Origin of the sequence: Bradyrhizobium sp. CCBAU 11386 (assembly GCF_028128955.1) — a bacterium.
Classification (GTDB): domain Bacteria; phylum Pseudomonadota; class Alphaproteobacteria; order Rhizobiales; family Xanthobacteraceae; genus Bradyrhizobium.
In genome coordinates, this window is the sequence record NZ_LBKA01000224.1 from 35,174 (window position 1) to 57,732 (window position 22,559).

18 protein-coding genes are annotated in these 22,559 nt (G+C 66.3%); 6 read left to right on the plus strand and 12 right to left on the minus strand.

The genetic code is table 11. From position 1 onward, the window contains the following. Window position 1: 1 nt before the first annotated feature. The 4 genes from XI09_RS20175 to XI09_RS20190 are packed head-to-tail and all read right to left on the minus strand — an operon-like array spanning window position 2 to window position 4,229. The gene (locus XI09_RS20175) at window positions 2–1,390 is read right to left on the minus strand and encodes a glycosyltransferase family 4 protein (RefSeq protein ID WP_271568388.1); all 1,389 of its coding nucleotides are present in this window, start codon (window positions 1,388–1,390) and stop codon (window positions 2–4) included. After that, entirely contained in the window at window positions 1,387–2,127 is a 741-nt protein-coding gene (locus tag XI09_RS20180; protein ID WP_271568389.1) for an ABC transporter ATP-binding protein, read from the minus strand. Before XI09_RS20180 ends, XI09_RS20175 begins: the two co-directional genes overlap by 4 nt. Before the next feature lie 3 nt (window positions 2,128–2,130). Next, the gene (locus tag XI09_RS20185; protein ID WP_271568390.1) at window positions 2,131–4,059 is read right to left on the minus strand and encodes a glycosyltransferase; all 1,929 of its coding nucleotides are present in this window, start codon (window positions 4,057–4,059) and stop codon (window positions 2,131–2,133) included. A gap of 8 nt (window positions 4,060–4,067) precedes the next feature. Next, complete coding sequence (locus tag XI09_RS20190) at window positions 4,068–4,229, minus strand: hypothetical protein (protein WP_271568391.1); 162 nt, start codon at window positions 4,227–4,229, stop codon at window positions 4,068–4,070. Between the two features lie 126 nt (window positions 4,230–4,355). Between XI09_RS20190 and XI09_RS20195 the strand changes: the two genes are divergently transcribed. Together XI09_RS20195 and XI09_RS20200 are read left to right on the plus strand one after the other, a co-directional pair. Beyond that, the gene (locus XI09_RS20195) at window positions 4,356–5,270 is read left to right on the plus strand and encodes a DUF6502 family protein (RefSeq protein ID WP_271568409.1); all 915 of its coding nucleotides are present in this window, start codon (window positions 4,356–4,358) and stop codon (window positions 5,268–5,270) included. Further along, window positions 5,267–6,469 (plus strand): DUF5666 domain-containing protein, encoded by a 1,203-nt coding sequence (locus XI09_RS20200; protein WP_271568392.1) that lies wholly within the window; start codon window positions 5,267–5,269, stop codon window positions 6,467–6,469. The genes XI09_RS20195 and XI09_RS20200 overlap by 4 nt, the downstream gene beginning before the upstream one ends. 40 nt (window positions 6,470–6,509) lie before the next feature. Here the strand turns inward: XI09_RS20200 and XI09_RS20205 are convergent, their stop codons facing one another. Together XI09_RS20205 and XI09_RS20210 are read right to left on the minus strand one after the other, a co-directional pair. After that, entirely contained in the window at window positions 6,510–7,865 is a 1,356-nt protein-coding gene (locus XI09_RS20205; RefSeq protein ID WP_271568393.1) for a M23 family metallopeptidase, read from the minus strand. Between the two features lie 110 nt (window positions 7,866–7,975). Continuing rightward, complete coding sequence (locus XI09_RS20210) at window positions 7,976–8,662, minus strand: peroxiredoxin (RefSeq protein WP_271568394.1); 687 nt, start codon at window positions 8,660–8,662, stop codon at window positions 7,976–7,978. 204 nt (window positions 8,663–8,866) lie between these two features. Between XI09_RS20210 and XI09_RS20215 the strand changes: the two genes are divergently transcribed. After that, window positions 8,867–12,673: a YhdP family protein gene (locus XI09_RS20215; protein ID WP_271568410.1), complete on the plus strand. Its 3,807-nt coding sequence runs from the start codon at window positions 8,867–8,869 to the stop codon at window positions 12,671–12,673. A 168-nt stretch (window positions 12,674–12,841) separates the two neighbouring features. Here XI09_RS20215 and XI09_RS20220 read toward each other — a convergent pair whose 3' ends face one another. The 4 genes from XI09_RS20220 to tyrS form a co-directional block, all read right to left on the minus strand. Next, window positions 12,842–14,536, minus strand: a complete 1,695-nt coding sequence (locus tag XI09_RS20220; RefSeq protein WP_271568395.1) for a methyl-accepting chemotaxis protein — start codon at window positions 14,534–14,536, stop codon at window positions 12,842–12,844. A 363-nt stretch (window positions 14,537–14,899) separates the two neighbouring features. Next, entirely contained in the window at window positions 14,900–15,337 is a 438-nt protein-coding gene (locus tag XI09_RS20225) for a DoxX family protein (RefSeq protein WP_271568396.1), read from the minus strand. Between the two features lie 225 nt (window positions 15,338–15,562). Beyond that, window positions 15,563–16,822: an MFS transporter gene (locus XI09_RS20230; protein ID WP_271568397.1), complete on the minus strand. Its 1,260-nt coding sequence runs from the start codon at window positions 16,820–16,822 to the stop codon at window positions 15,563–15,565. A 57-nt stretch (window positions 16,823–16,879) separates the two neighbouring features. Beyond that, window positions 16,880–18,133, minus strand: coding sequence for a tyrosine--tRNA ligase (gene tyrS / locus XI09_RS20235; RefSeq protein ID WP_271568398.1), 1,254 nt, complete (start codon window positions 18,131–18,133; stop codon window positions 16,880–16,882). A 165-nt stretch (window positions 18,134–18,298) separates the two neighbouring features. Here tyrS and XI09_RS20240 point away from each other — a divergent pair, with 165 nt between their 5' ends. The 3 genes from XI09_RS20240 to XI09_RS20250 all read left to right on the plus strand — a co-directional run bounded on the left by XI09_RS20240 (window position 18,299) and on the right by XI09_RS20250 (window position 20,510). Then, window positions 18,299–19,402 (plus strand): anhydro-N-acetylmuramic acid kinase, encoded by a 1,104-nt coding sequence (locus tag XI09_RS20240; protein WP_271568399.1) that lies wholly within the window; start codon window positions 18,299–18,301, stop codon window positions 19,400–19,402. Between the two features lie 96 nt (window positions 19,403–19,498). After that, the gene (locus tag XI09_RS20245; protein WP_271568400.1) at window positions 19,499–20,176 is read left to right on the plus strand and encodes a glutathione S-transferase family protein; all 678 of its coding nucleotides are present in this window, start codon (window positions 19,499–19,501) and stop codon (window positions 20,174–20,176) included. Window positions 20,177–20,186: 10 nt separating this feature from the next. Next, window positions 20,187–20,510, plus strand: a complete 324-nt coding sequence (locus tag XI09_RS20250) for a DMT family transporter (protein WP_271568401.1) — start codon at window positions 20,187–20,189, stop codon at window positions 20,508–20,510. A 112-nt stretch (window positions 20,511–20,622) separates the two neighbouring features. Here the strand turns inward: XI09_RS20250 and XI09_RS20255 are convergent, their stop codons facing one another. Both XI09_RS20255 and XI09_RS20260 read right to left on the minus strand, forming a co-directional pair. Further along, complete coding sequence (locus tag XI09_RS20255; protein WP_018641706.1) at window positions 20,623–21,270, minus strand: alpha/beta hydrolase; 648 nt, start codon at window positions 21,268–21,270, stop codon at window positions 20,623–20,625. Window positions 21,271–21,633: 363 nt separating this feature from the next. Further along, window positions 21,634–22,452 (minus strand): LytTR family DNA-binding domain-containing protein, encoded by an 819-nt coding sequence (locus XI09_RS20260; protein ID WP_271568402.1) that lies wholly within the window; start codon window positions 22,450–22,452, stop codon window positions 21,634–21,636. Window positions 22,453–22,559 lie beyond the last annotated feature (107 nt).

Sequence of the window (22,559 nt, forward strand, 5' to 3'; positions counted from 1 at the left end):
CCTACGATGCGAGTTGTGCGGCGACGAGGCTCTCCGTGGGCATCTCGTGCCCGAGGAAGTCGCGGGCCTGGGTCTTGTAACCGAAGCGTTCGGCAAGCTCGTGGCGCCTCGCGCGGATATTGCCGCGCCACTCCTCCTGCCGCGTCAGCGCGCGGATGACGGAAGCGGCGATCGAGTCGGTCGAGAACGGGTCGAAATAGTCGGCGAGCTCGCCCGCGACCTCGCGGAACACCGCGATATCCGAGCACAGCACCGGTGTGGTCGCGGCCAGCGCCTCGATGATCGGAACGCCAAAGCCTTCGGCAAAGCTCGGCATGATCAGGCCATGCGCCTCCGCGATCAGGGCGGCCTTCTCGTGCTCGTCGACATAGCCGGCGAAGCGGACGTTCGGCGGGAGATTGCGCATCCGGCCGGTCTCGCCGGCATAGCCGATCACGACGAGATCGGCCTGGGGCACGCCACGAAAGGCACGAATGACGGTAGCGACGTTCTTGCGCGGTTCGTTCGAGACGATGACGACAAAGCTCGGCCGCCCCGGACGCCCCGACGGGGCTGGGAGGTGCAGGACATCCGGGGCGTCGAACCGGGTGCGGGGATACACGACCCGCGCCGGTAGGTGTGCAAATTGCGGCAACAGTTCCCTGAACCGCATCATGCTGTAGTTTGAAACGAAGGCGAGCTCGTCGGCCTGGCGCAGGCTGGTGAGGAGCCGCGACAGGAACAGTCGCGTGGCGACGTCGCTGAGCTTGAGGTCGGTGAGCGGCAAGAGGTCGTGGACGACGCAGATCACCTTGGCGTCTGGCCTGCGCCGGATCGCGACCCGCGTCGGGGTGTCCACGACGATGACGTCGTAGTCGCGCGCATCGACCCGCGGCGGCGGCAGCAGGAAGAAGGCCGAGGAGTCCTGATAGCTGTAGAAGCCGGGCTCGAGCTGGAAGTCGCGGAACAGCTCGAGATGGCGCAGGTCCGGCGGGACGTATTCGAGCGCGGCAGTCCGGTTCTCGATCAGCCGGGCGTTGAGGCCACGCAGGCCGACCGCGCGCAGCAGGCAGACGATGTAGTCCCACGACACCGACATGATGGCCTTGTGGCGGATCCAGTCGAGCGTGCGGCGCAGGCCGCCACGCACGACCGGCTCGCCCATGTTGACCTCGTCGAGGAAGCGGTACAGCGCGAGCAGCTCGATGTTGCGCGATTGCGCCGGGAACAGCCCGGTGCGCCGCTCGCGCCGCCGCAGCTTGCGATAGCGCCGCGTGGTCTCCACCAGCAGCGTCAGCTCGTGCCCCTCGGCTGCGAGCGAGCGCATCAATTCGCGCGTGAAGTGGAAGATGCCGCGCTTGTGGTTGGGCTCGCCCAGCGCTTCGGAGACGACAAGGATGTTCTGTTTCATGCGCGTTTCTCGCGGAGCTCAAGGGCGTGTGTGGCCGGCGGCTCGACCGTGACGGTCGAGGCGATGCGGCCGTGATCGAGATTGATGATGCTGGTGCAGGTGCGGCGCAGCAGCGGCTGGTCATGCGAGGCGATGATCACGATCGCCGCCTGCGACACGAGGTTCAACAGCCGTTCCTGTGCCTTCTCCGCAAAGTGCTCGTCGACAACGCTGAGCCATTCGTCGAGCAGGAGGATATCGGCCGGGAAGGCGGTGGCGGTCGCAAACAGCACCCGCATCAGCATTCCCGAGGAGAACATTCGCAGCGGTAGCCGCTGCATGCGGGCCTCGAGCTCGGTGAAGGCCCAGATCTTGTCGATCACCTCGCGGGTCGGCTTGCGGCCGCTGATCCGCAGCAGCAGCGCGATGTTGTCCTCGGCCACGAAATCCAGGTTGACGCCGGCGTTCAGGCCGAGCAGGGGCACGATGTTGCCCTGGACCGCGATGCTGCCGCTGCTCGGCGGATAGACGCCGGCGATCAGCCGCAGCAGCGTCGACTTGCCGGAGCCGTTGGGACCGGCAAGCCCGATGCGGCTGCCTGCTTCGGCCTCGATCGTGACGTTGTCGACGGCGCGGATGATCCGCATCTCGCCCGGCTCGCGGATGATGTGCCCGAGCAGTCGCCGCTTCAGCGAGAAGTCGTAGGCGCCGTAGAGCGGATAGTCGAGACAGACGTTGCGAAGGCTGATCGAGACCATGCGTCAGATCCAGAATGCCGCTTTGCGCAGGTGGACCAGCGTCAGGCCGCTCGCGACGATCAGGAGCGCCAGCGCGACGAGGACGTAGACGATGCTGACGGGATCGACATGGCCGCCCACCAGCGGCTCGCGCCACACCGCGAACAGATGCGTCAGCGGATTGAGCCGCATCACCGTCGAGCGGTGGTTGATCATGTCCGACGACCAGATCACGGGCGAGGCGAGAAAGGCGAGCATCAGGGTGGATTCGATGATCGGCTTGAGGTCGCGATAGCGCGTTGCCATGGCGCCGAGGACAAGGCTGAGGGCGAAGGTGCAGGCCACGAAAAGGAGGAGGCCGGGCAGCGCCGCCAGCGCGTGAGAGAGGTCATGTGGCGAGAGGAGAAGCCACAGCACCAGCGGCACGCAGGCGTTATGGAGCGCGAACAGCGCCTGGCGGAACGTGCATTGCAGGAGGAAGATGACCGGGGGCAGCGCCCGGTCGCGGATCAGGCTGGCGGAATTCTGGAGCGCCGTGGTCGCATCGAGCACCACGCTGTTGAGGAAGGTCCAGGCCGTCATCGACAGCGCCAGCATCGGCAGGCGTGTCATCATGTTGCCATTCGACATCTGCCCGATCACCGAGCCGAGCACCGCGACCACGATCGCCATCTGGAGTGACATCCAGAACGGGCCGAGCAGCGAGCGGACGTAACGGTGCCGCATGTCGGACCAGGCCAGCGCCGCCGCGATCCGGACGGTGTCCGGCCAGCCGGTCGCCTGCGGCGGCTCGGAGGTTGCCGATCGCTCCTCGCTCGGGGCGGCGACAGCGTCGCGGTAGACGGTCTCCATGCCCTGCTTGAAGGCGGTGGCCGAATAGCGGGTGAGGGCGCGCGTGCGCGCCGCAAGTCCCATGCGGCGGCGGCGCTCGGGGTCGCGGATCAGGGTGTCGATGGCCTCACCCAGCTTCGCGGCATCGCCGGGCGGTACGGTGATCGCCTCCATGCCGTGGCGGGCGACGCGCGGTACCGCCGTGTCGAGCGCCGTGTTCACGACCGGGCGGCCGGCGGCCATGGCCTCGAGCTGGACGAGGCCGAAGGTCTCGGCATTGGTCACCGACGGCATCACGAAGACGTCGGCGAGGCACATCAGCTTGATGCGTTCGCAATCGTTCACCGAGCCGATCAGGCGGACGCGGTCGCCGAGGCCAAGCTCCTGGATCAGTTGCTCGAGCCGCGGCCGCTCGGCGCCCTCGCCGATGATCCAGGTCTCGAAATTGTGCGCAGCCGCGGCGCGGATCAGCACGTCGAAGCCCTTGTAGGGCACCAGCCGGCCGCAGGCGAGCACCAGCCGGCCGCGATCATTGACATGGTGCGGCTCGATCTTCGGCCAGTCGTAACCCGTGGTGTCGATGCCGAACGGCACGACATAGCATTTGTCATCGAATTCGCGCAGCAACGGCGTGTTGTCGACCAGCACGTGGTCCGAGACGATGATCGCCTTGGCGCGACGCAGCGTTCGCCGCATCAGGGGTTCGATGAACCAGCGCAGGCCGGCATGGGTGACGATGTCGGCGTGCCAATGCACCACCAGCGGCCGCTTGGCGCCGAAGCCGAAGGCGAAGACGAGGTCGGCGAGCGGGAAGGGGGCGTGAAGCGCGAGCAGGTCGTGCTCGGCGATCTTGCGCCACAGCCGCCAGGGATAGGCGGGAGCCGCGGGCAGCGACAGCACGTCGCCGAACGAGCGCACGCGCTCGACCGGCACGTCGTTGACGACGATCTCGCGCCGCTCGGCGGATTGCGAACAGACCAGCACGGCGGAGGCGAAAGCGTCCTTCAGGCTCGCGCAGATGTCGCGGATCACGGTGAGCGTGCCGCCGAACAGGTCGGGATAGTAGATCTTGAAGATGTGCAGCACCGACGGACGGCGCGGGGACTCGCTGATGTGATGCATGGCGGCGGTCAGCCTGCGAGCAGCGCTGCAACGAACGGTGCGGCCAGCACCGAGATGAAGACGACGCCGCGCAGAAGCGCCGGCAGCATCGGTTCGATCGCGCCGCGCCCCCGATCGGGGGCCGGCATAGCACGCAGCGAAATGGAATTGCGGACCAAGCGGTCGGCCATGGGTGTGGGTCCCTCTACGTCGCGCCCTCAGTGGCGTCTCGTATATGTGGGAAAATTTACCACGTCAATCGCCAGGTGGAAAAAAGTGGGATTGTGTCCCACGTCACGGATTGGTACAATTCGGACATGAATGCCAAGTCCGGGTCCAAGGTCGCTGACAAGTCGAGCGCGCCACAGCCGAATGCTGCCGGGAAGCTGCACGCGCCGCTGGCGCGGCTGCTGCGCCCGCTCGTGCGGTTGTGCATCCGCAGCGGCATGACCTTTCCGGCGCTGGCGCAGTTGCTTCGCGAGCTTTTCGTCAACGTCGCCGAGCACGATTTCGCACTGGAAGGAAAAGAGCAGACCGACAGCCGCGTCAGTCTGCTCACCGGCATTCACCGCAAGGAGGTGGCGCGGCTGCGCGGCGCCGGCACGCCCGTGCACGAGGCGCCGGCGGCGGTGTCGCTGACGAGCGCCGTGATCGCGCGCTGGCTCGCCGCGCCGGAGTTCACCGACGCGAAAGGCGAGCCGCTCGCGCTGCCGCGTACGGCCGAGGGCGATGCGCCGTCGTTCGAGCATCTCGTCGCCTCCGTCACCAAGGACGTGCGCCCACGTGCGGTGCTCGACGAATGGATCGACCGCAAGCTCGTCACCATCAATGACGCTGACGAGATCGAGCTGGTCGAGGCGGCCTTCGTCCCGACTGGCGAGGACGACAGCAAGTGGCACTATCTCGGCCGCAATCTGCACGACCATATCGCCGCAGCCGCGCAAAACGTCTCAGGTGCAGCGCCGCGCTTTCTCGAACGCGCGGTGCACTACAACAACATCTCGCCGAAGCTGGCGCGGCGCCTCGAGGCACGCTCGCGCGAGCTCGCCATGGACGCGCTGAAGACCGCCAACCGCGAGGCCAACCGCGCGCTCGCCAAGGACAAGGGCGGCGACGCCCGCTGGAATTTTGGCATCTACATCTATTGCGAGGACGCTGACGAAGAGGGCGAGGCCAAGGAAGCCGGCAAGGAAAGCACCAAGGAAAGCGGCAAGGAGGGCGGTTCTTCATGAGCCGGCCGCCGCTCATCTCCCGCCGTCTGCTGCTGACGGGATTCTGGCTCGCCGGCACGGCCATTGCCCGCGCGCAGGTCAAGCGCGGCACCGATCAGGGCATCGGCGGCACCGGAATCACGCGAGGCGACGATCACGGCATCGGCGGCACCGGCATCGTCGGCGTGATCCAGCGCTTCGGCAGCATCTACGTCAACGGCGAGCGCATCACCTATGCGAGCGATGTTCCGGTCCGAATCGACGGCGAGGCGGCCAGCGCCAATTCGCTGCGCATCGGCCAGCTCGCGCGCGTGGTCGCGACGCGTCAGGCCGACGGCACGCTGGTCACGCGCAACATCGCGATCGCGAGCGAGGTCTCGGGTCCGATCGAGCAGGTGAAGGGCAACGAGCTGACGGTGCTCGGTCAGAAGATCGTCACCAGCGGCAAGGAGAGCAAGCTCCGTGCGGGCGCGCAGGTCGCGGTCTACGGCTTGCGCCGTACCGACGGTGTCATCGTCGCAAGCCTGGTCGAGCCGCGGCGCGATGCGGCTGCGCGCGTCACGGGCCTGGTCGAGCGCGGACCTGATGGTCTGCGTATCGGCGGGCTGAAGCTGAACGGCGTCGATCCCTTGCTCGTCGGCCAGCGCGTCCAGATCGAAGGCAGCGCGAGCCAGGGCGCGATGCAGGCCGCGCGCACCCGTATCGATGATTTTTCGGATCTCGTCGGCGCACGCCGCCTGTCGATCGAGGCCTATGTGCAGCGGATGGGCGCCAATCTCCAGCTCGGTTCCGGGCTCGTCGCCCGTGACGGCTCGCGCTTCGGGCCCGCGGCCGGCGAAGCCCGCATGGTGGTCAACGGCGCGTTCGATCGCGCGCGCGGCCTTCAGGTCGACTCCGCCCAGGCCGTCGGCCAATTTCCGGGGTCGCCGACGCAGGGGCCGGGTGGTGCCGGCCATCCCAACCGGTCGCCCGGCGGCTCGATCATGCATCCGGATCGCGGCGCCGCCACTCCGGGCGGTGGCCAGCCCGGCGCGCCGGGTGCGCCTGCGCCGGGATCGAGCCCCGGTCCGACCCCCGGCTCCGCGCCGACAGGATCTGGCGGTCCGTCAGGACCCGGCGGCATGGGCTCGCCTGGCGGGCCGATGGGGCCCGGCGGGTCCATGGGACCTGGCGGTGGAATGGGTGGCGGCTTTGGTGGTCCCGGAGGCGGCCGGCGATAAAGGCTGTCTACGCCGAAGAGAGTCGCGCGAGGCCGGCCAGTTAGCCCGCGCTGAGGCGCACGCCCGCGCGCAGGAACTTCTGCGGATCGACCGCGTCGCCGTCGATGCGGGTTTCGTAGTGCAGATGCGGACCGGTGGAACGGCCGGTCGAGCCGACAAGACCGACGACCTGGCCGATCTTCACGACCTCGCCGACCCTGACATTGATCTCGGAGAGATGGCCGTAGCGGGTCGAAAGCCCGTTGCCGTGATCGACCTCGATCATGCGGCCGTAGCCGCCGGACCAGCCGGCCGAGACCACCTTGCCGTTGGCGGTGACGCGGACGGGATCGCCCGTGGCGGCGCGGAAGTCGAGGCCGGTATGCATCGCAGGCCGGCCCAGGAAGGGATCGCTGCGCACGCCGAAGCCGGAGGTGAACTCGACCTCGCCGATGACGGGCTTGCGATAGGGCACCAGCGCCAGCGTGCGATTGAGGCGATCCATCTCGGCGCGGGTGACGTTGATGCGATTGAGCTGCTTCTCGAACGGCCCGGCGTTGGCGGTGAGTTTAACAGGTACGAACGGACCGCCCATCGCGGTCCGCGGCACGGCGGCTTCGAGATTGGCGAGGTTCAGACCGAGATCGCTGACGACGCCGCGCATCCGGCGCATGCGCGAATCCATGCCTTCCTCGACGGCGCTGAGCGCCGCCATCTGGCGACGCTCGACCTGATCGAGAGAGGTCGTGAGACGGACCAGGACATTGTCGAAGCCCTGGTTCTTGGCGAACTGATTGGTTGGAGGGGCCATGACGGCCGGCGCGCGCGACTCGAGCCGCGCTTCGCGATCCGGCGGCGCCACGAAGATCACGGTGTCGCTGATCGGCGACGGCTTCGGCGTGCTCTGGCCGGCGTCGCCACGCTGCGGGGTCGAGCGGGGAATCGAGCCTGTCACGTCAGGCATGGCCCCGAGCGCCGTGGCTCGGGACTCCAGCGCCGTCTGACGCTTCATGATCTGGTCGAGCTTCTGGTCGAACTGCTCCTGGTCGAGCAGCTGGCGGCTGGTGGTGCGATCGACCTTGGCGCGCAGCTCGGCGATGCGGTCTTCATAGGCGTACTGCATCTCGGCCTGGCGGGCGATCAGCCGGGTCAGGACGTCGTCGCGAAAGGCAAAGTACGTGGCGGTCGCGGCCGACCAGAGCCCGAGCAGCACGACGGTGCCGACCACGATCCAGAACACCACGGGCCCGAAGCGCACCTGCTTGCCGGCATGGACGATGGTGTAGGCGTCATCGGTCGCGGGCAGGGGAAGCGCGATTGCCGCTGCTGCGGCGACTGGACGGCGATGGAGAGCCCGTCCGTGGTCGTGAGGATGATGTTGGGGGTACTGCGAGTATTGGGCAGAACTTTTCGACATCGGCACTCCCGCGCCGGTCGGATGAGTCCGTACGGCCTAATTGCCGCAGCAATCTGGGCCGGTCATGGTTAATTTTCCGGAAATGGGAACAGTCGTATTTAAAGGACTGGTTAAAGACCTCTTGCCGCTTCGAGCACCTGATCGGCATGGCCGTCGACCCGGACGTTACGCCAGATCCTGGCCACCTTGCCGTCGCTTCCGACCAGCACCGTGGTGCGAAGAATCCCGAGGAAGCTCTTGCCATACATGGATTTTTCGCCCCAGGCGCCATACGCTTCCAGCATCTCGTGCTTTTCGTCCGAGATCAGCGGAATGCCGAGGCTGTGCTTGTCGCGAAACTTCTCCTGGGCCTTTAACGAATCCGCGGAAATACCGATCACGGCCGTACCGGCCGCGGTGAAGGCGTCGGCCAGGCGCGTGAAGTCGATGGCCTCCCTGGTGCAGCCGGGCGTATCGGCACGGGGGTAGAAGAACAGGACGAGCTTCCGGCCGGCATAATCCGACAGCGTGACCGCGCCGCCGCCGTCGCGGGGCAGGCGGAAGGCGGGGGCCTTCTGCCCCTCGGTCAGGACCGGCTTCGCGGCGGACGCAGGGGCCGATCTGGAGGAATTTAACTGTTTCGATGCGGCGCCATGCGATGCTGCTTTTGCTATGCTCCCGGTTGATTTGCTTGCCGGTGTCCGCTGTGTTTTCGCGGACTTTGTTTGAGTCGTTGCCCGGGTTTTCGGGGCCTTCTTTTTAGCCGCTGCAATGCCGGAGGGCGTCTTGGACGATTTCTTTTGGGATTTCTTGGACATACGCCTTCCTTTCGACGCTTTCGGCGGGTCAACCAAAGCGGTATTGCAGCTCTCGTCCGGTGTGCCGGAATCGCGCCCTCGGCTGGGCAAGTCTGATGGCGCCGGAGTATGGTTACAAGGAATTCCACGCACCACCCCACTGCTCGTTGAACGCGCTCCCGGGGCGAAATGACGAACAGCAGGAATATTCGAGGTATGGCGGCAATGCCGGCGCAGGGGCGTTCGCTCCCCGTCGACGGCTGCGGTCCCGGCGGCGCTCAATCCCACGATGGGCGCCTGTATCGAGAGGCAATGGCAAGGAATAAGTCGCCCCAGGATTACAATCGGGATTTCGATCGGCGCGGCGGTCATTCAGAGCCGCAGGAACGGGACGACGCCGACTGGGACCCGGATCAGGAAGCAGCGGCGGGCCATCGCGCGCGCCGGCTGTTGTCGCGTTCCAACTCGGGCTTTCATCGCTTCGGTGACGGGATCGGATCGCTGCGCGGCTGGCTGGGCGGCGGTCGCTGGCTGAAGCGCATGGCCATCGTCGTCGGCGCCCTCGTCGTGATCTTCGTCGGCTGTTTCGGCGCGCTGTGGTGGCGGCTCGGCGCCGGCCCGATCAATCTCGACATCGCAACGCCCTGGCTTGCGGCGGCGATCGAGGACAATATCGGTCACGGCAACACCGTCGAGGTCGGCGGCACCCAGATAGAGCGGGCCGGGCGGATCCGAATCGCCGTGCGCATCCGCGACATCATCGTGCGCGACCAGGACCATGCCATCGTCGCCACCGCGCCGAAGGCCGAAGTGAAGCTGTCGGGTGCGGGCCTGCTGATGGGGCACCTGCGCGCGGAAAGCCTCAATCTCGTCGATGCCGAGCTCGCGATCCGCATCGCGCCGGACGGCACCGTCACGGTCTCGGCCGGCGACACCGCAAAGCCGCTGGCCACCGGCGTGGCCTCCAAGAAGGACGCGGGCCTGCCGCCGACATTCCCGCGCAATGGCGCGCCCCCGCCGCCGTTCGCGACCGCGCCGGCAAGCCCGGACGCACCTCAGGCGGCGCCTCAGGCGACTGCGCAGAGCGGCATTCTCCAGGGCCTCGACTGGCTCGACAGTCTGAGCATGACCGGCCTGGACGGCCAGAACCTCAACGAGATCGGTCTGAAGAATGGCAATCTGATCGTCGACGATCAGCAGCGCGGCAGCAAATGGTCGTTCGAGAACATCACGCTCAGCCTGCGCCGGCCGAGCCGTGGCGGCGTCGCGCTCAGCCTCGGCGAGGAGGGCGCGCGCCCGTGGTCGCTGCGTGCCACGATCGGCCCCGCCGAGAACGGTGTGCGCTCGGTCGACATCCGCGCCGACAAGGTTTCCACCGCCAACATCCTGCTGGCGCTGCGGGTCAAGGATCTCACCTATACCGCCGACCTGCCGCTGACCGGCGAGCTCAAGGGCGAGCTCGGCCGCGACGGCGTGCCGACCTTCTTCCGCGGCAAGGTCATGGTCGGCGCGGGCAACATCATCGACACCGATACGCCCGATTATCCGATGGCGATCGACTCGGCCGAGATCAATGTCGAGTGGGACGCCAACCGGCGCGTGCTGGTCGCACCGTTCAAGATTCTCTCGGGCGCAAACCGCCTGACGCTGCTGGCGCATCTGGAGCCGCCCAACGGCAGCGTCAACGACTGGCAGCTCGGCTTCAGCGGCGGATCGATCCTGCTCGGCGGCATCGACAACGAGCCGCCGCTCGTCTTCAACCGTATTGCGATCGGTTTTCGCTTCGACACCGACCACAAGCGCCTCCTGCTGACGCAGGCCGATATCAGCAACGGCGAGATCGGTGTCGCCGGCACCGGCGCCATCGACTATTCGGGCGAGCCGCGGCTCACGCTGGGCTTTGCGGGAACGCCGATGTCGGCTTCCGCGCTCAAGCGGATGTGGCCGACGCTCGTCGTTCCGGAGTTGCGCGAATGGGTGATCGATCGGATCGAACGCGGCACGCTCCAGCGCATCGAGATCGGCGTCAATTCGCCGACGCGGAACCTTCCGCGGAAGGGGCCGCCCATTCCTGACGACGGCCTCTCGGTCAACATCGTGGCGAGCGGCGTCGCGGTCCGCCCGGTGGACGGCATGCCGGTGGTGCACGATGCCGATTTGAAGGCGCGCGTGACCGGGCGCACCGCCACCGTGAACATCGGGCAGGGCATTGCCGACACGCCCGCCGGCCGCAAGGTCACGATCTCCGACTTCGTCTTCGAGGTGCCGGACATGGCACCCAAACCGTCGCCGTCGCGCACCCGGTTTCGCGTCGACGGACCGGTGCCTGCGGCGGCCGAAATGCTCGCCAATGACCGGCTGAGCGATCTGTCGGCGACCGTCGTCGATCCCAACACCAGCAAGGGAACGTTCTCGGCGAACATCCAGCTCGGCTTGCCGGTCAAGGGCGAGCTGACCAAGGCCGACACCACCTACGCCGTCACCGCCGACCTCAACGGCTTTGCCGCCGACAAGCTGGTGATGAACCAGAAGCTGGAGGCCAACAGCCTGAAGATCGTCGCAAGCAACCAGGGCTACCAGGTCAAGGGCGACGTCAAGATCAACGGGCAGGCGGCCTCGCTCGACTATCGCAAGCCGGCCGAGGGCGATGCGGACGTCCGCATGCAGGCGACGCTGGACGATGCGAGCCGCGCGCGTCTCGGCTTCGATCTCAGCCCCGCCGTCAGCGGCTCGTTGCCGATCAAGATCTCGGGCAAGATCGCCGGCGGGGCAGACCAGACCACGAAGCTCGGCGTCGAGGCCGACCTGACCTCGGTCAAGCTCGACAACATCCTTCCGGGTTGGGTCAAGCTGCCGGGCAAATCGGGCAAGGCCAGCTTCAAGGTGGTGCCGACGGCACAATCGACCCGCTTCGAGGACATCGTCATCGAGGGCGGCGGCGCGTCGATCAAGGGCTCGCTCGAGGTCGACCCGAACGGCGACCTCATGAACGCGAACTTCCCGACCTACGCGCCGTCCGATGGCGACAAGGCATCGCTGAAGGTCGAGCGCAGCCAGGACGGCGTGGTGCGCGGCACGATGCGCGGCGACGTGTTCGACGGCCGCGGTTTCCTGAAGTCGGCGATCTCAGGCAATTCCAAGGACGATGCCAAGAGCAAGATGAAGAACGTCGATTTCGACATCGACGTGAAGCTCGGCGCCGTCGCCGGTTTCAACGGCGAGGCGATGCGCAGCGTCGATGCCAAGATGTCGCGGCGCAGCGGCGCCGTCAAAGCCTTCACGCTGAGCAGCAAGATCGGTCGCGACACGCCGGTGGCGGCCGACTTGCGGGGCGGCCGCGCCCAGGGCAGCCGCGAGGTGATCTACCTCCAGACCAACGACGCCGGCGCGCTGCTGCGCTTCACCGACACCTACACCAAGGCGATCGGCGGCCAGATGGTGGTGGCGATGGAACCGCCGGCGTCGGAGCCGAACACCTCGCGCGAGGGCCTCATCAACGTGCGCGACTTCACGGTGAAGGGCGAGGCGCAGCTCGAACGCGTCGCCGCGGGCGCCCCCAACGGCACCGGGAACGGTGTCTCCTTCAGTGCGTTGCGTGCCGAGTTCACGCGCCAGAACGGTGCGCTCACGATCCGCGACGGCGTGGTCAAGGGCCCGATGATCGGCGCCACCATCGAAGGCTCGATCGACTATCCCGGCAACCAGGTGTGCATGAGCGGCACCTTCGTGCCGATGTACGGCGTCAACAACATCTTCGGCCAGATCCCGTTGTTCGGCATCTTCCTCGGCGGCGGCAACAACGAAGGATTGATCGGCGTGACCTATGAGGTCGTCGGCACACCGGCCGCGCCCGTGATGCGCGTCAATCCGATCTCGGCGATGGCGCCCGGCCTGTTCCGCAAGATCTTCGAATTCAACACCGGCAAGCAGAACACGCCGTTCGACGAGCAGTTGCCGTCGGCGCAATCCGGCGACAGCCCGACGGGGTCAGCAAGACCGCTGTCGAGCGGTTGCAGCCTCGCGCGGCGGTAGCAGCGAAGCCTGAGTAGTCGTCATGCCCGGGCATAGCCGTCCGAAGGACGGCGTCGCTTTCGCTCGCCTATGTCCCGGGCATCCACGTTCTTTGTGCGGCGTGGCTAAACGTGGATGGCCGGGACAAGCCCGGCCATGACGAATGCGGAGGTTTAGGCGCCTGGAAACTTACGCCGCGCGGACGCCGGCGAGGAACGTGCCGACTTCGCCGGAGAGCTGCTCGGCCTGCTTGGAGAGGCTGCTGGCTGCCGCGAGCACCATGCCGGCGGCGTTGCCGGTCTCGTTCGCCGCGGTGCTGACGCCGCCGATATTGGTGGTGACCTCCTTGGTCGCCTCCGCGGTCTGCGAGACGCTGCGGGCGATCTCGGCGGTGGCGGCGCCTTGCTCCTCGATGGCCGCGCCGATCGAGGTGGCGATGCGGCTGACCTCCTCGATGGTGGCGGTGATGCCGCCGATCGCGTCCACGGCCTCCTTGGTTGCGCCCTGGATCTGGGCGATCTTGTCGCCGATCTCGCGGGTGGCTTCTGCGGTCTGGCTTGCGAGCGACTTCACCTCGGAGGCGACGACGGCAAAGCCGCGGCCGGCTTCGCCCGCACGCGCGGCCTCGATGGTGGCGTTGAGCGCCAGCAAATTGGTCTGCGCCGCGATGCTGGAGATCAGCTCGGCGACGTGTTCGATCTGCTGGGCGCCATCAGAGAGTGCGCGCACGATGGTGTCGGTGCGGCGGGCGCTGTCAACGGCGCGCCCCGTCACCTCGGCGGATTGCGCCACCTGGCGGCTAATCTCGGTGATCGAGGAGGAGAGCTCCTCGGCGGCCGCCGCGACGGTCTGGACGCGCTGGCTGGCTTCGGTGGCGGCCGAGCCGACCAATGCGGCGCGGCGGTTGGTGCCTTCGGCCGTGGACGACATCGACTTGGCGGTGGTCTCGAGTTCGCCGGAGCCGGAGGCCATCAGGCCGACGAGCTGGCCGACCGAGGCATCGAAGCGGTCGGCGAGCGCGATCAGGGCGTCGCGCTTCTCCTGCTCGTTGCGCGCCTTGGCCGCGACCTGTTCGGCCTCGAGCGTGCGCGCCGTGAGCGCCGTCTGCCTGAGCACTTCCAGCGTCTCGGCCATGCGGCCGATCTCGTCGCCGCGATCGGTCTCCTCGACGGGCTTGTCGATGGCCCCGTCGGCGATCTCCTGCATGCGGTTCTTCTGGCGGTCGAGCGCGCCGAGCACGTCGCGCGCGATCAGCCAGGACAGTGTCGCCATCAGCAGCATCAGGCCGACGCCGATGACGGCCAGCTCCAGCGTCAGTGCGCGCACGTCGGCGTCGATGTCGTCGACATAGAGGCCGTAGCTGATCGTCACGTTCCAGGGCGCGAATTTGCGCGCGAACACGGTCTTGCGGACCGGCTCGGTCTGGCCGGGGCGCGGATAGAGATAGGAGGTCACGCCGCCCGGCGCGGCCTGGTCGGCAGCCCTCAGAATGGCGTCGGCGATCAGCACGCCATTGGAGTCCTTGGCGCCCGTGATCTTGCCTTCGAGCTGCTGATTGGCGCCGTTCACCACCAGGGACGTGTCCTGATTGTAGACCACCGGATAGCCCTGGCCGCCATTGAAGCTCATGCGACGGCCGCGCTGGTGGAACAGGGACTTGGCCTCGGCCTGCGTCAGCTTGCCGGCGGTCACCTCGTCCTGGAGCGATTGCGCGTAATTGTAGAGGAGCTCCACCGCGGTCCGCATCTGCTGGACGCGGTCTTCCAACATGCGGCTCTTGCTGAGGACGGTCGATACCCCGATGATGGCCGTGACCGTGAGCGCCGCGAGGCAGACCATGCTGGCCAGCTTGGTGCGGATCTTCAGATGACTCAGCAGCTTCATCGCAGCCTCTACGGAATGGTTATTATTGCTCGCATCGGTAGCATGAAGTTCTTACCAATCATGAATGGAGGCACGCGGCGGCCTGCCGCGCAGGACAGCGTTCGCAGGCTTATGCGCAACCGTGCAGGCAAATCGCCATGCGCCGGCGGGCGCCGGTTCAGATGCCGGAGAAAATCGATCTTGGACTTTGGTAGCTACAGAGCCCGGCTGGACCTGCAATGAATCGATTCGTTCATCGCATCATCATGTCCGTGCTGCTCGCAGCAGTCCTCGTTCTCATCTGGAACGTGCTGGGGGCGCGCTAGGACGGCACCGGCGGATCTTGTGGGTGCCGTCCTGCTTGCGGGTTGATCCGCGGGCGCGTCAGCGCCGGGCGTAGGCCTCGCCGGATGCGTCGCTCTCCTTGCCCATTACGGCATCGACGCTGATCGAGCCGCCTCCGGCTGCCGAGAGATAGAGGCAGGCGAAGCAGAACAGGATCGCGGCGGTACCGCCATTGAGCAGCGGCAGGAACACCGGCGAGCCGGTCTTGAGCATGTGGCCCATGAAGTAGGCGAAGGCCATTTCGCCCGACAGGATGAACGCCGTGAGCCGCGTGAACAGGCCGAGCATCAGTGCTGCGCCGAGCACCAGCTCAAGCGTGCCGGCCGCGTAGATCAGCGGCGGAATGTCGGCGAAGTAGGGAAGCGCCGGAAACTTGAAAAGCTTTGCGACGCCATACTGGAACAGTAGCAGTCCGGTGGTGAAGCGAAACAGGCTCAGCAGAGCCGGTTGATAGCGAGAGAGATAGTTGAAGTTCATGGTTTGCGCCCTTCCATCCACAATTCCCAAGCGACTTGGAGCGTATTCAGTTCCGGCCTGCAAGACACCCAAGCTCAATTCGCGCTGACATTTTTGTCATGTCGGACAAAACACCGCGGGCTGCACTTTCGGCCGCGTGTGATCCGTATTTTTTGCGCCTGTTCGCGGCACGCCCATCCGTAATTTCCCGGTGACACGAATGCGCTCAGGTTACCTCCGAGACACCTAGCGCCGCAGGGCGGGCACGATCAGGAACGGAACCATCCCGAGCACCACGCTCGCAAGTGCGAAGGCGAGCAACGCGTTGTAGCCGTGGGTCGCGTCGTGGATCAGGCCGCCGCTCCAGGAGCCGAACGCCGAGCCGAGGCCACTGCCGATCGAGATGGTGCCGTAGATGGTGCCGACCCGCTTGCCCTGAAAGATCCGCATCGCGGTCGCGCTGATCAGCGGGCCGCGCGAGCCCATCATGCTGCCGAAGCAGACGACGAAGCCGGTGAGCACCAGGATGTTGGGGAAGTGTTGCAGCAGCCAGAGCAGAGCGATGCCGAGAATCGAGATCGCGTAGCTCAATAGCACGGACGGCCGGCGCCCGATCAGGCCGTCGAGCGCGGAGACCCCCAACATACCGAACACCAGCACGACGCCGGAGAAGCCCCAGGCCGTCGCGGCCTGGAGCGGCGGGAAACCTGCGTCGATCAGATAGGCCACGATCTGCGCGGCGATCGCATACATGCCGACGGCGGTGAAGAAGAAGGTTGAGAACAGCGCCCAGAAGGCGTGATGGCGCATCGCGCCGAGCAGCGTCCAGCCGTTGTCGACGAAATCAGGATCGGTCTTCTTCACCACATGCGGCGAGCCCGAGGCGAACAGCTGCCACGGCAGCAGCAGCAGCGGCACCAGCAGCCCCAATGCTGCAAAGCCGAACAGCTGATAAGTGCCGCGCCAGCCGAGATGGTCGATCAGGAGCTGCGAGGCCGGCAGCAGCGCCAGCACGCCGCCGCCCATTGCCGAATACACCACCGACATCGCGGTCGGCAGGCGCGGCCCGAACCAGCGGCCGAGCAGGACCGAGTTCGGCACGATGCCGATGAAGGCGACGCCGATGCCGACGCAGAGGCCGATCGAGAGCTGGAACTGCCACAGATGCTGTGCATGCGCCGCAATCAGGAACGCCGCGCCGAGCAGCGATAGCCCGAGCGCATAGATGATGCGCGGTCCGGAATGATCGAACAGCCGTCCGACGAAGGGGGCGGTGAGACCGCTCGCGAGCCAGGTGAGCGAATAGACCGAAACGATCTGTGCGCGGTCCCAGCCAAAACTTTCCGAGATCGGCTTCAGGAAAACCGTAAAACTGTCGCCGAGCCCACGGCCCAGCACGGCCAGCGTGAAGCAGAGAGCGAGCACGGTGAGGGCGATGCGCACGGCGCCTTGCGGCGTCGCCGCGGCTCCATCCTTGCTCGTTTCCTTGGGCGTGTTCTGGTCCATTGCCAGTCAGGGAGCGCGCTTCGGCGCGCCCTGACAAGCAGCGAAAAGCTCATACGCCTATGCAGGCTTGATGAGGATATGCTTCTTCTTGCCGAACGACAGCTTGATCACGCCCTCCGGCGTCAGATGGGCTGGTGAGAGCGCCATCTTCTCGTCGGTGACGGGCTCGTCGTTGACGCGCAGGCCGCCGCCCTTGATCTGGCGCCGTGCCTCACCGTTGGAGGTGACGAGGCCCGCCTTGACGAAGGCGTTGAGCACGCCGAGTCCGGTGTCGAGTTCGCCGCGCGGAATTTCCACGGTCGGCAGGCTTTCGGCGAGCGCGCCTTCCTCGAAGGTGCGGCGCGCGGTCTCAGCCGCCTCATTCGCTGCGTCGCGGCCGTGCAAAAGCGCGGTCGCCTCAGTCGCAAGCACCTTCTTGGCTTCGTTGATCTCCGAGCCTCCGAGCGCCTCGAGCTTCCTGATCTCGCTCATGGGCAGCGTCGTGAACAGCTTCAGGAATTTGCCGACGTCGGCATCCTCGGTGTTGCGCCAGTATTGCCAGAAGTCATACGGCGAGAACTGGTCGGCGTTGAGCCAGACCGCGCCTTGCGCGGTCTTGCCCATCTTGGCGCCGGAGGCCGTGGTCAGCAGCGGCGTCGTCAGCGCGAACAGCTGGTGTGTGCCCATGCGGCGGCCGAGATCGACGCCCATGATGATGTTGCCCCACTGGTCCGAGCCGCCCATCTGCAATTTGCAGCCGGTGCGCTTGGCGAGCTCGACGAAGTCGTAGGCCTGGCAGACCATGTAGTTGAACTCGATGAAGCTCATCTCGTGCTCGCGCTCGAGGCGCAGCCGCACGGAGTCCATGGTCAGCATCCGGTTGACCGAAAAATGCCGGCCGACGTCGCGCAGCATCTCGATCCAGTTCAGCTTGGTCAGCCACTCCGCGTTGTCGAGCATGACGGCGTCGCTCTTGCCGTCGCCGTAACGCAGCACCTTTGCGAACACGCCGCGGATCGACGCCTTGTTGGCCTCGATCTCGGCGACGGTGCGGATCGCGCGCGTCTCGTCCTTGCCGGAGGGATCTCCGACCATGGTGGTGCCGCCGCCCATCAGGGTGATCGGCTTGTTGCCGGACTCCTGGAGCCAGTGCAGCATCATCATGGTCAGGTAGTTGCCGATATGCAGCGACCGGGCGGTGCAATCGTAGCCGACATAGGCGGTCGCCTCGCCCTTGGCGGCGAGCGCATCCAGCCCCTCGAAATCGGAGCACTGGTGGACGAATCCACGTTCCTTTAGGGTATTGAGGAAATCCGATTTGAATGCAGTCATTTGTCGGCGTGCCTGACAATTCTTGGTTTACTGTTTTGGGGGCAATTTAAGGGTCTTCCGTGGGAACTCGACTGCCGCCCGCCACCTGGCGCTGAGGCATTATAAGATGTGTCCCTCTGGCACAAGATCGGCATGCCAGAGGGGGGCTATTGAGGACGCTGATCCATGATGTTGACGGCACTCGGTTTGATGAGCGGCACCTCGCTGGACGGGGTCGATGTCGCGCTGATCGAAACCGACGGAAAGCAGGTGAAGGGGTTCGGACCGTCCGGCTACCGGCCTTACAGCCCGGCGGAGCGCAACCTGCTGCGTCAGGCGCTGAGCGAAGCCGTGCACCTGCCACAGCGCGATGCCCGGCCGGGGATTTTGGCCACGGCCGAGCGCGCGGTGACGCTGGCGCATGCCGAGGCGGTGGCCGCCTTCATCGCCCAGAACCGGATGAAGGCGGAGGACATCGACATTGTCGGCTTCCACGGCCAGACCGTGCTGCATCGGCCCGAGAAGCGGCTGACGGTGCAGATCGGCGATGCGCCGGCGCTGGCCAGGGCAATCCATATCCCCGTGATGCACGACTTCCGCGCCGCCGACGTCGAGGCCGGCGGGCAGGGCGCACCCTTCGTGCCGGTCTACCACCGGGCGCTGGCCCATTCGCTGGCGCGTGAAGGGCCGATCGTCGTGGTCAATATCGGCGGTGTCTCCAACATCACCTATATCGACGGCAACGACACGCTGATCGCCTGCGACACCGGGCCCGGCAATGCGCTGCTCGACGATTTCATGTACCGCATCATGAACCAGGCGTTCGATGCGGAGGGCAAGTTCGCCGCGCTCGGAACGGCCGACGAGGCCTGGATCGCGCGGGCGCTGGAGCTGCCGTTCTTCGCAGCGCCGCCGCCGAAATCGCTCGACCGCAACGACTTTGCTGCGTTGAAGCTCGGCGACGTGCCGCCGGCCGACGGCGCCGCGACGCTCACCGCCTTCACCGCGGCGGCGATCGCCCGCATCATCCCGCTGCTGCCGCGGCGGCCGCGGAGCTGGATCGTCTGCGGCGGCGGCGCCCGCAACCTCACCATGCTGCGCATGTTGCGGGACCGGGTGGGCTCGGCCACCGTCGAGGCCGCCGAGGCGCTCGGCTGGGCTTCCGACGCCATCGAGGCGCAAGCCTTCGGCTTCCTCGCTGCGCGTGGCCTGAAGGGCCTGCCGTTGTCCTATCCGGCGACCACGGGCGTGCCGATGCCGATGACGGGCGGGGTGATCGCGCGGCCCTGAGGTTCACGTCCGGTTGATGCAGATGCATGGATCTTGACGGGTAGATGCAAGTGCATCTATTCTGGGTGCAGTTGCATCCAACCGCCGGGATTGGCCATGACCGCTTCGCTCAAACTGATCAGCCACAAGCTTTGCCCCTATGTGCAGCGCGCCGTAATCGCGCTCAAAGAGAAGGGCGTGCCGTTCGAGCGGGTCGACATCGACCTCGCCAACAAGCCCGACTGGTTTCTCAAACTGTCGCCGCTCGGCAAGGTGCCGGTGCTGGTGGTGACGACCGACAACGGGGAGGTCGCGCTGTTTGAGAGCAACGTGATCTGCGAATACATCGAGGAGACGCAAGACGGCGCCAGGCTGCATCCGGCGGATGCGCTCGAGCGTGCCGAGCACCGCGCCTGGATGGAATTCGGCTCGGCGATCCTTGGCGATCTCTGGGGCCTGGAGACGACGACGGATCCGGCGACGTTCGAGAGCAAGCGTCAGGCGCTTGTCGCGAAGTTCGCACGTGTGGAAGTCGCGCTAAGCGCAGGTCCGTTCTTCGCCGGCGAGCGGTTCAGCCTGGTCGACGCGGTGTTCGCACCCGTCTTCCGCTATTTCGACCTGTTCGACGAACTGACCGAGCACGGCATCTTCACGGATGTGCCGAAGGTGCGGGCGTGGCGGGCCGAGCTTGCGAAGCGTCCGAGCGTGCGGAGCGCCGTCGGCGCGGACTATCCGCAATTGCTCCGCGCCTTCCTCGTGCGCCACGACGCGCATCTGCTCAAGCTCGCGGCCTGAGCGCCCGCCGATGTCATCATCATTGGCCTGGCTCATGCTGGTGATCGCCGGCGTGCTCGATGTCGGCTGGGCGATCTCGATGAAATATGCGGAAGGCTACACGCGCACAGGCTGGAGCATCGCTTCGCTCGTGCTGCTCGCCGCCTTCGTGTTCCTGCTCGGACGCGCGCTGAAGGTGCTCGAGGTCGGCGTCGCCTATTCGGTGTGGACCGGCATCGGTGCGGCCGGTACCTTCGTGATGGGCGTCGTGCTGTTCGGCGAAACGCTGAGCGCGATGAAGCTTGCGGGCATCGCGCTCGTCCTGATGGGGATTGCTGCGTTGAAGCTGGCTTGAGTCGCGTGCCGTAGTTTCGAAGCCCGGATGGAGCGAAGCGCAATCCGGGGTCCTGTGTCCGCGGATGGAGTTTCACTCCATCCGCGCTACAAGGTCTTAGCGCAACGAGGCCTTAACGCACGTTGGCGAGGCGCATGTCCAGATAGGCCGTGATGGTTTCCATCAGCGGCTCGAGCTTGGCGTCGAAGAAGTGGTTGGCGCCGGGGATGATCTGCTGGTCGATCACGATGCCCTTCTGCGTCTTCAGCTTCTCGACCAGCGTGTTGACGTCCTTGGGCGGCACCACCGCGTCCTTCTCGCCATGCACGATCAGGCCCGAGGACGGGCAGGGCGCGAGGAACGAGAAGTCGTAAAGGTTCGCCGGCGGCGCGATCGAGATGAAGCCCTCGACCTCGGGACGGCGCATCAGGAGCTGCATGCCGATCCAGGCGCCGAAGGAGAAACCGGCGACCCAGCAGGCACGCGCTTCGGGGTTGATGGTCTGCGCCCAGTCGAGCGCGGCCGCCGCATCCGACAATTCGCCGGTGCCGTGGTCGAACGAGCCCTGGCTGCGGCCGACGCCGCGGAAATTGAAGCGCAGCACGGAGAAGCCGCGATGCGCGAAGGCGTAGTAGCACTGGTACACGATCTGATGGTTCATCGTGCCGTGAAACTGCGGATGCGGATGCAGGATCATCGCGATCGGCGCGTTCTTCTGCTTGGCCGGGTGATAGCGGCCTTCGAGGCGGCCAGCGGGGCCGGCGAAAATGACTTCAGGCATGACGGTCTCTGATTGAGTCCCTTAGAGGTGATCCCTGCACAATCAACCGATTGTGGCTCCATCAGCCGTTTTCGCCGACGAAAGCACGAATGATGGGTGAAGAGGCGCCCTCGGATGATGCGCGAGTGCGCTGAACTGACGCGCGCCTTCTAACACGAGGCAAGGGTCAAAAAGCAAGCTTCTTCGACATCTGCCAATGCACTCAAGAGCTTAGCTGGTCATCGCAGCGCCATGTGCAGCGTGCCGCAGGTGACAGGCCGCAACCAGCCTCCAGCGAAGCGCCGACAAGCGCCGCCCTGCGTGCCGCTCAACCGATTGGAATCATGATTATTTATGGATCGAGCGCCAATCCCCGGCGACGATTTACGCCGGCGCAATGCGGCCTCCGAGCGAAGCCACAGCCGGGCGGTAGCGCCGGCTGCCTCCGAGCGTCTGTCCGGTGTCGAAGGTGAGCTCGAAATCCCCTGACGCCTTGAGGTCCACGCCGGTCACTCGTTCGAGATTGGCAAGCCTGGTCCGATGTACGCGAACGATGGCGAAGCGCGCCAGCTCGCCTTCCGCCCCCGCGAGCGTGCCCCGGATCAGGTGCTGGGTGCCGTCGGCGAGGTTGTATTCGATGTAGTTGCCGGCAGAGGCGACCCAGAGAATGTCGCGCGGAGCAACGCGAATGCGGCTGGTGCCGTCCCGCAGCCAGATCAGATCGGAGGACAGCGGCTGTTGCGAGGCGGTCGGCCCGGACCGAGCGGCGAACGCGGCATTCTTGAGCTCACGCCGGCTTTCGATCAGCCAGAGCGTGCCACCGATCAGGGCAACGGCCACGGCGTCCTTGCGGAATTCGTACAGGACCGTCGCAAGCGAGAAGCGGAAGTCGTAGGCGCCCCCGGCGAGCCATAGCGCGAGCTTCCGGACCCAGACCATGCCGGTGACGTGGAGGGTGGAGAAGCCGAGCAGGGCGATCGCTCCGATTCCGACCTGCGCGGCAAGGCCCGGTGTCCGGCGCATACGGCGGACCGCCAGTACCAGAATCGGCAGCAGCAACAGGATGACGGCGACGCTCGACATCTCCCAGAACAGCCGCCGGCCGACGTCATAGCCGTCGCCGCGCCAGGCGGCGTCCTGCGCCCCCGAGAGCGCGTTGACGATTCCGATCGCGAGAGCGACGGCGGCAATCGAGACCAACATCGTCCAGTCGCCGCCGCTGATCCCGAAAGGCCTGCCGCTCGTCCCAGCCGGCGGCGTCTCATCCCCTCGCGTCCGATCCTGATCCCAAACCGGCTCGACGCGCTCCG

Excerpts from the sequence above, each read along its gene's own strand:
- XI09_RS20195 (WP_271568409.1), top strand. The coding sequence starts at position 4,356 with ATGAATGCCAAGTCCGGGTCCAAGGTCGCTGACAAGTCGAGCGCGCCA.
- XI09_RS20205 (WP_271568393.1), bottom strand. The coding sequence starts at position 7,865 with ATGTCGAAAAGTTCTGCCCAATACTCGCAGTACCCCCAACATCATCCT.
- XI09_RS20215 (WP_271568410.1), top strand. The coding sequence starts at position 8,867 with ATGCCGGCGCAGGGGCGTTCGCTCCCCGTCGACGGCTGCGGTCCCGGC.
- XI09_RS20245 (WP_271568400.1), top strand. The coding sequence starts at position 19,499 with ATGACCGCTTCGCTCAAACTGATCAGCCACAAGCTTTGCCCCTATGTG.
- XI09_RS20230 (WP_271568397.1), bottom strand. The coding sequence starts at position 16,822 with ATGGACCAGAACACGCCCAAGGAAACGAGCAAGGATGGAGCCGCGGCG.
- XI09_RS20190 (WP_271568391.1), bottom strand. The coding sequence starts at position 4,229 with ATGGCCGACCGCTTGGTCCGCAATTCCATTTCGCTGCGTGCTATGCCG.
- XI09_RS20185 (WP_271568390.1), bottom strand. The coding sequence starts at position 4,059 with ATGCATCACATCAGCGAGTCCCCGCGCCGTCCGTCGGTGCTGCACATC.
- XI09_RS20250 (WP_271568401.1), top strand. The coding sequence starts at position 20,187 with ATGTCATCATCATTGGCCTGGCTCATGCTGGTGATCGCCGGCGTGCTC.
- XI09_RS20260 (WP_271568402.1), bottom strand. The coding sequence starts at position 22,452 with ATGTTGGTCTCGATTGCCGCCGTCGCTCTCGCGATCGGAATCGTCAAC.
- XI09_RS20255 (WP_018641706.1), bottom strand. The coding sequence starts at position 21,270 with ATGCCTGAAGTCATTTTCGCCGGCCCCGCTGGCCGCCTCGAAGGCCGC.
- XI09_RS20210 (WP_271568394.1), bottom strand. The coding sequence starts at position 8,662 with ATGTCCAAGAAATCCCAAAAGAAATCGTCCAAGACGCCCTCCGGCATT.
- tyrS (WP_271568398.1), bottom strand. The coding sequence starts at position 18,133 with ATGACTGCATTCAAATCGGATTTCCTCAATACCCTAAAGGAACGTGGA.
- XI09_RS20180 (WP_271568389.1), bottom strand. The coding sequence starts at position 2,127 with ATGGTCTCGATCAGCCTTCGCAACGTCTGTCTCGACTATCCGCTCTAC.
- XI09_RS20200 (WP_271568392.1), top strand. The coding sequence starts at position 5,267 with ATGAGCCGGCCGCCGCTCATCTCCCGCCGTCTGCTGCTGACGGGATTC.
- XI09_RS20240 (WP_271568399.1), top strand. The coding sequence starts at position 18,299 with ATGATGTTGACGGCACTCGGTTTGATGAGCGGCACCTCGCTGGACGGG.
- XI09_RS20220 (WP_271568395.1), bottom strand. The coding sequence starts at position 14,536 with ATGAAGCTGCTGAGTCATCTGAAGATCCGCACCAAGCTGGCCAGCATG.
- XI09_RS20225 (WP_271568396.1), bottom strand. The coding sequence starts at position 15,337 with ATGAACTTCAACTATCTCTCTCGCTATCAACCGGCTCTGCTGAGCCTG.
- XI09_RS20175 (WP_271568388.1), bottom strand. The coding sequence starts at position 1,390 with ATGAAACAGAACATCCTTGTCGTCTCCGAAGCGCTGGGCGAGCCCAAC.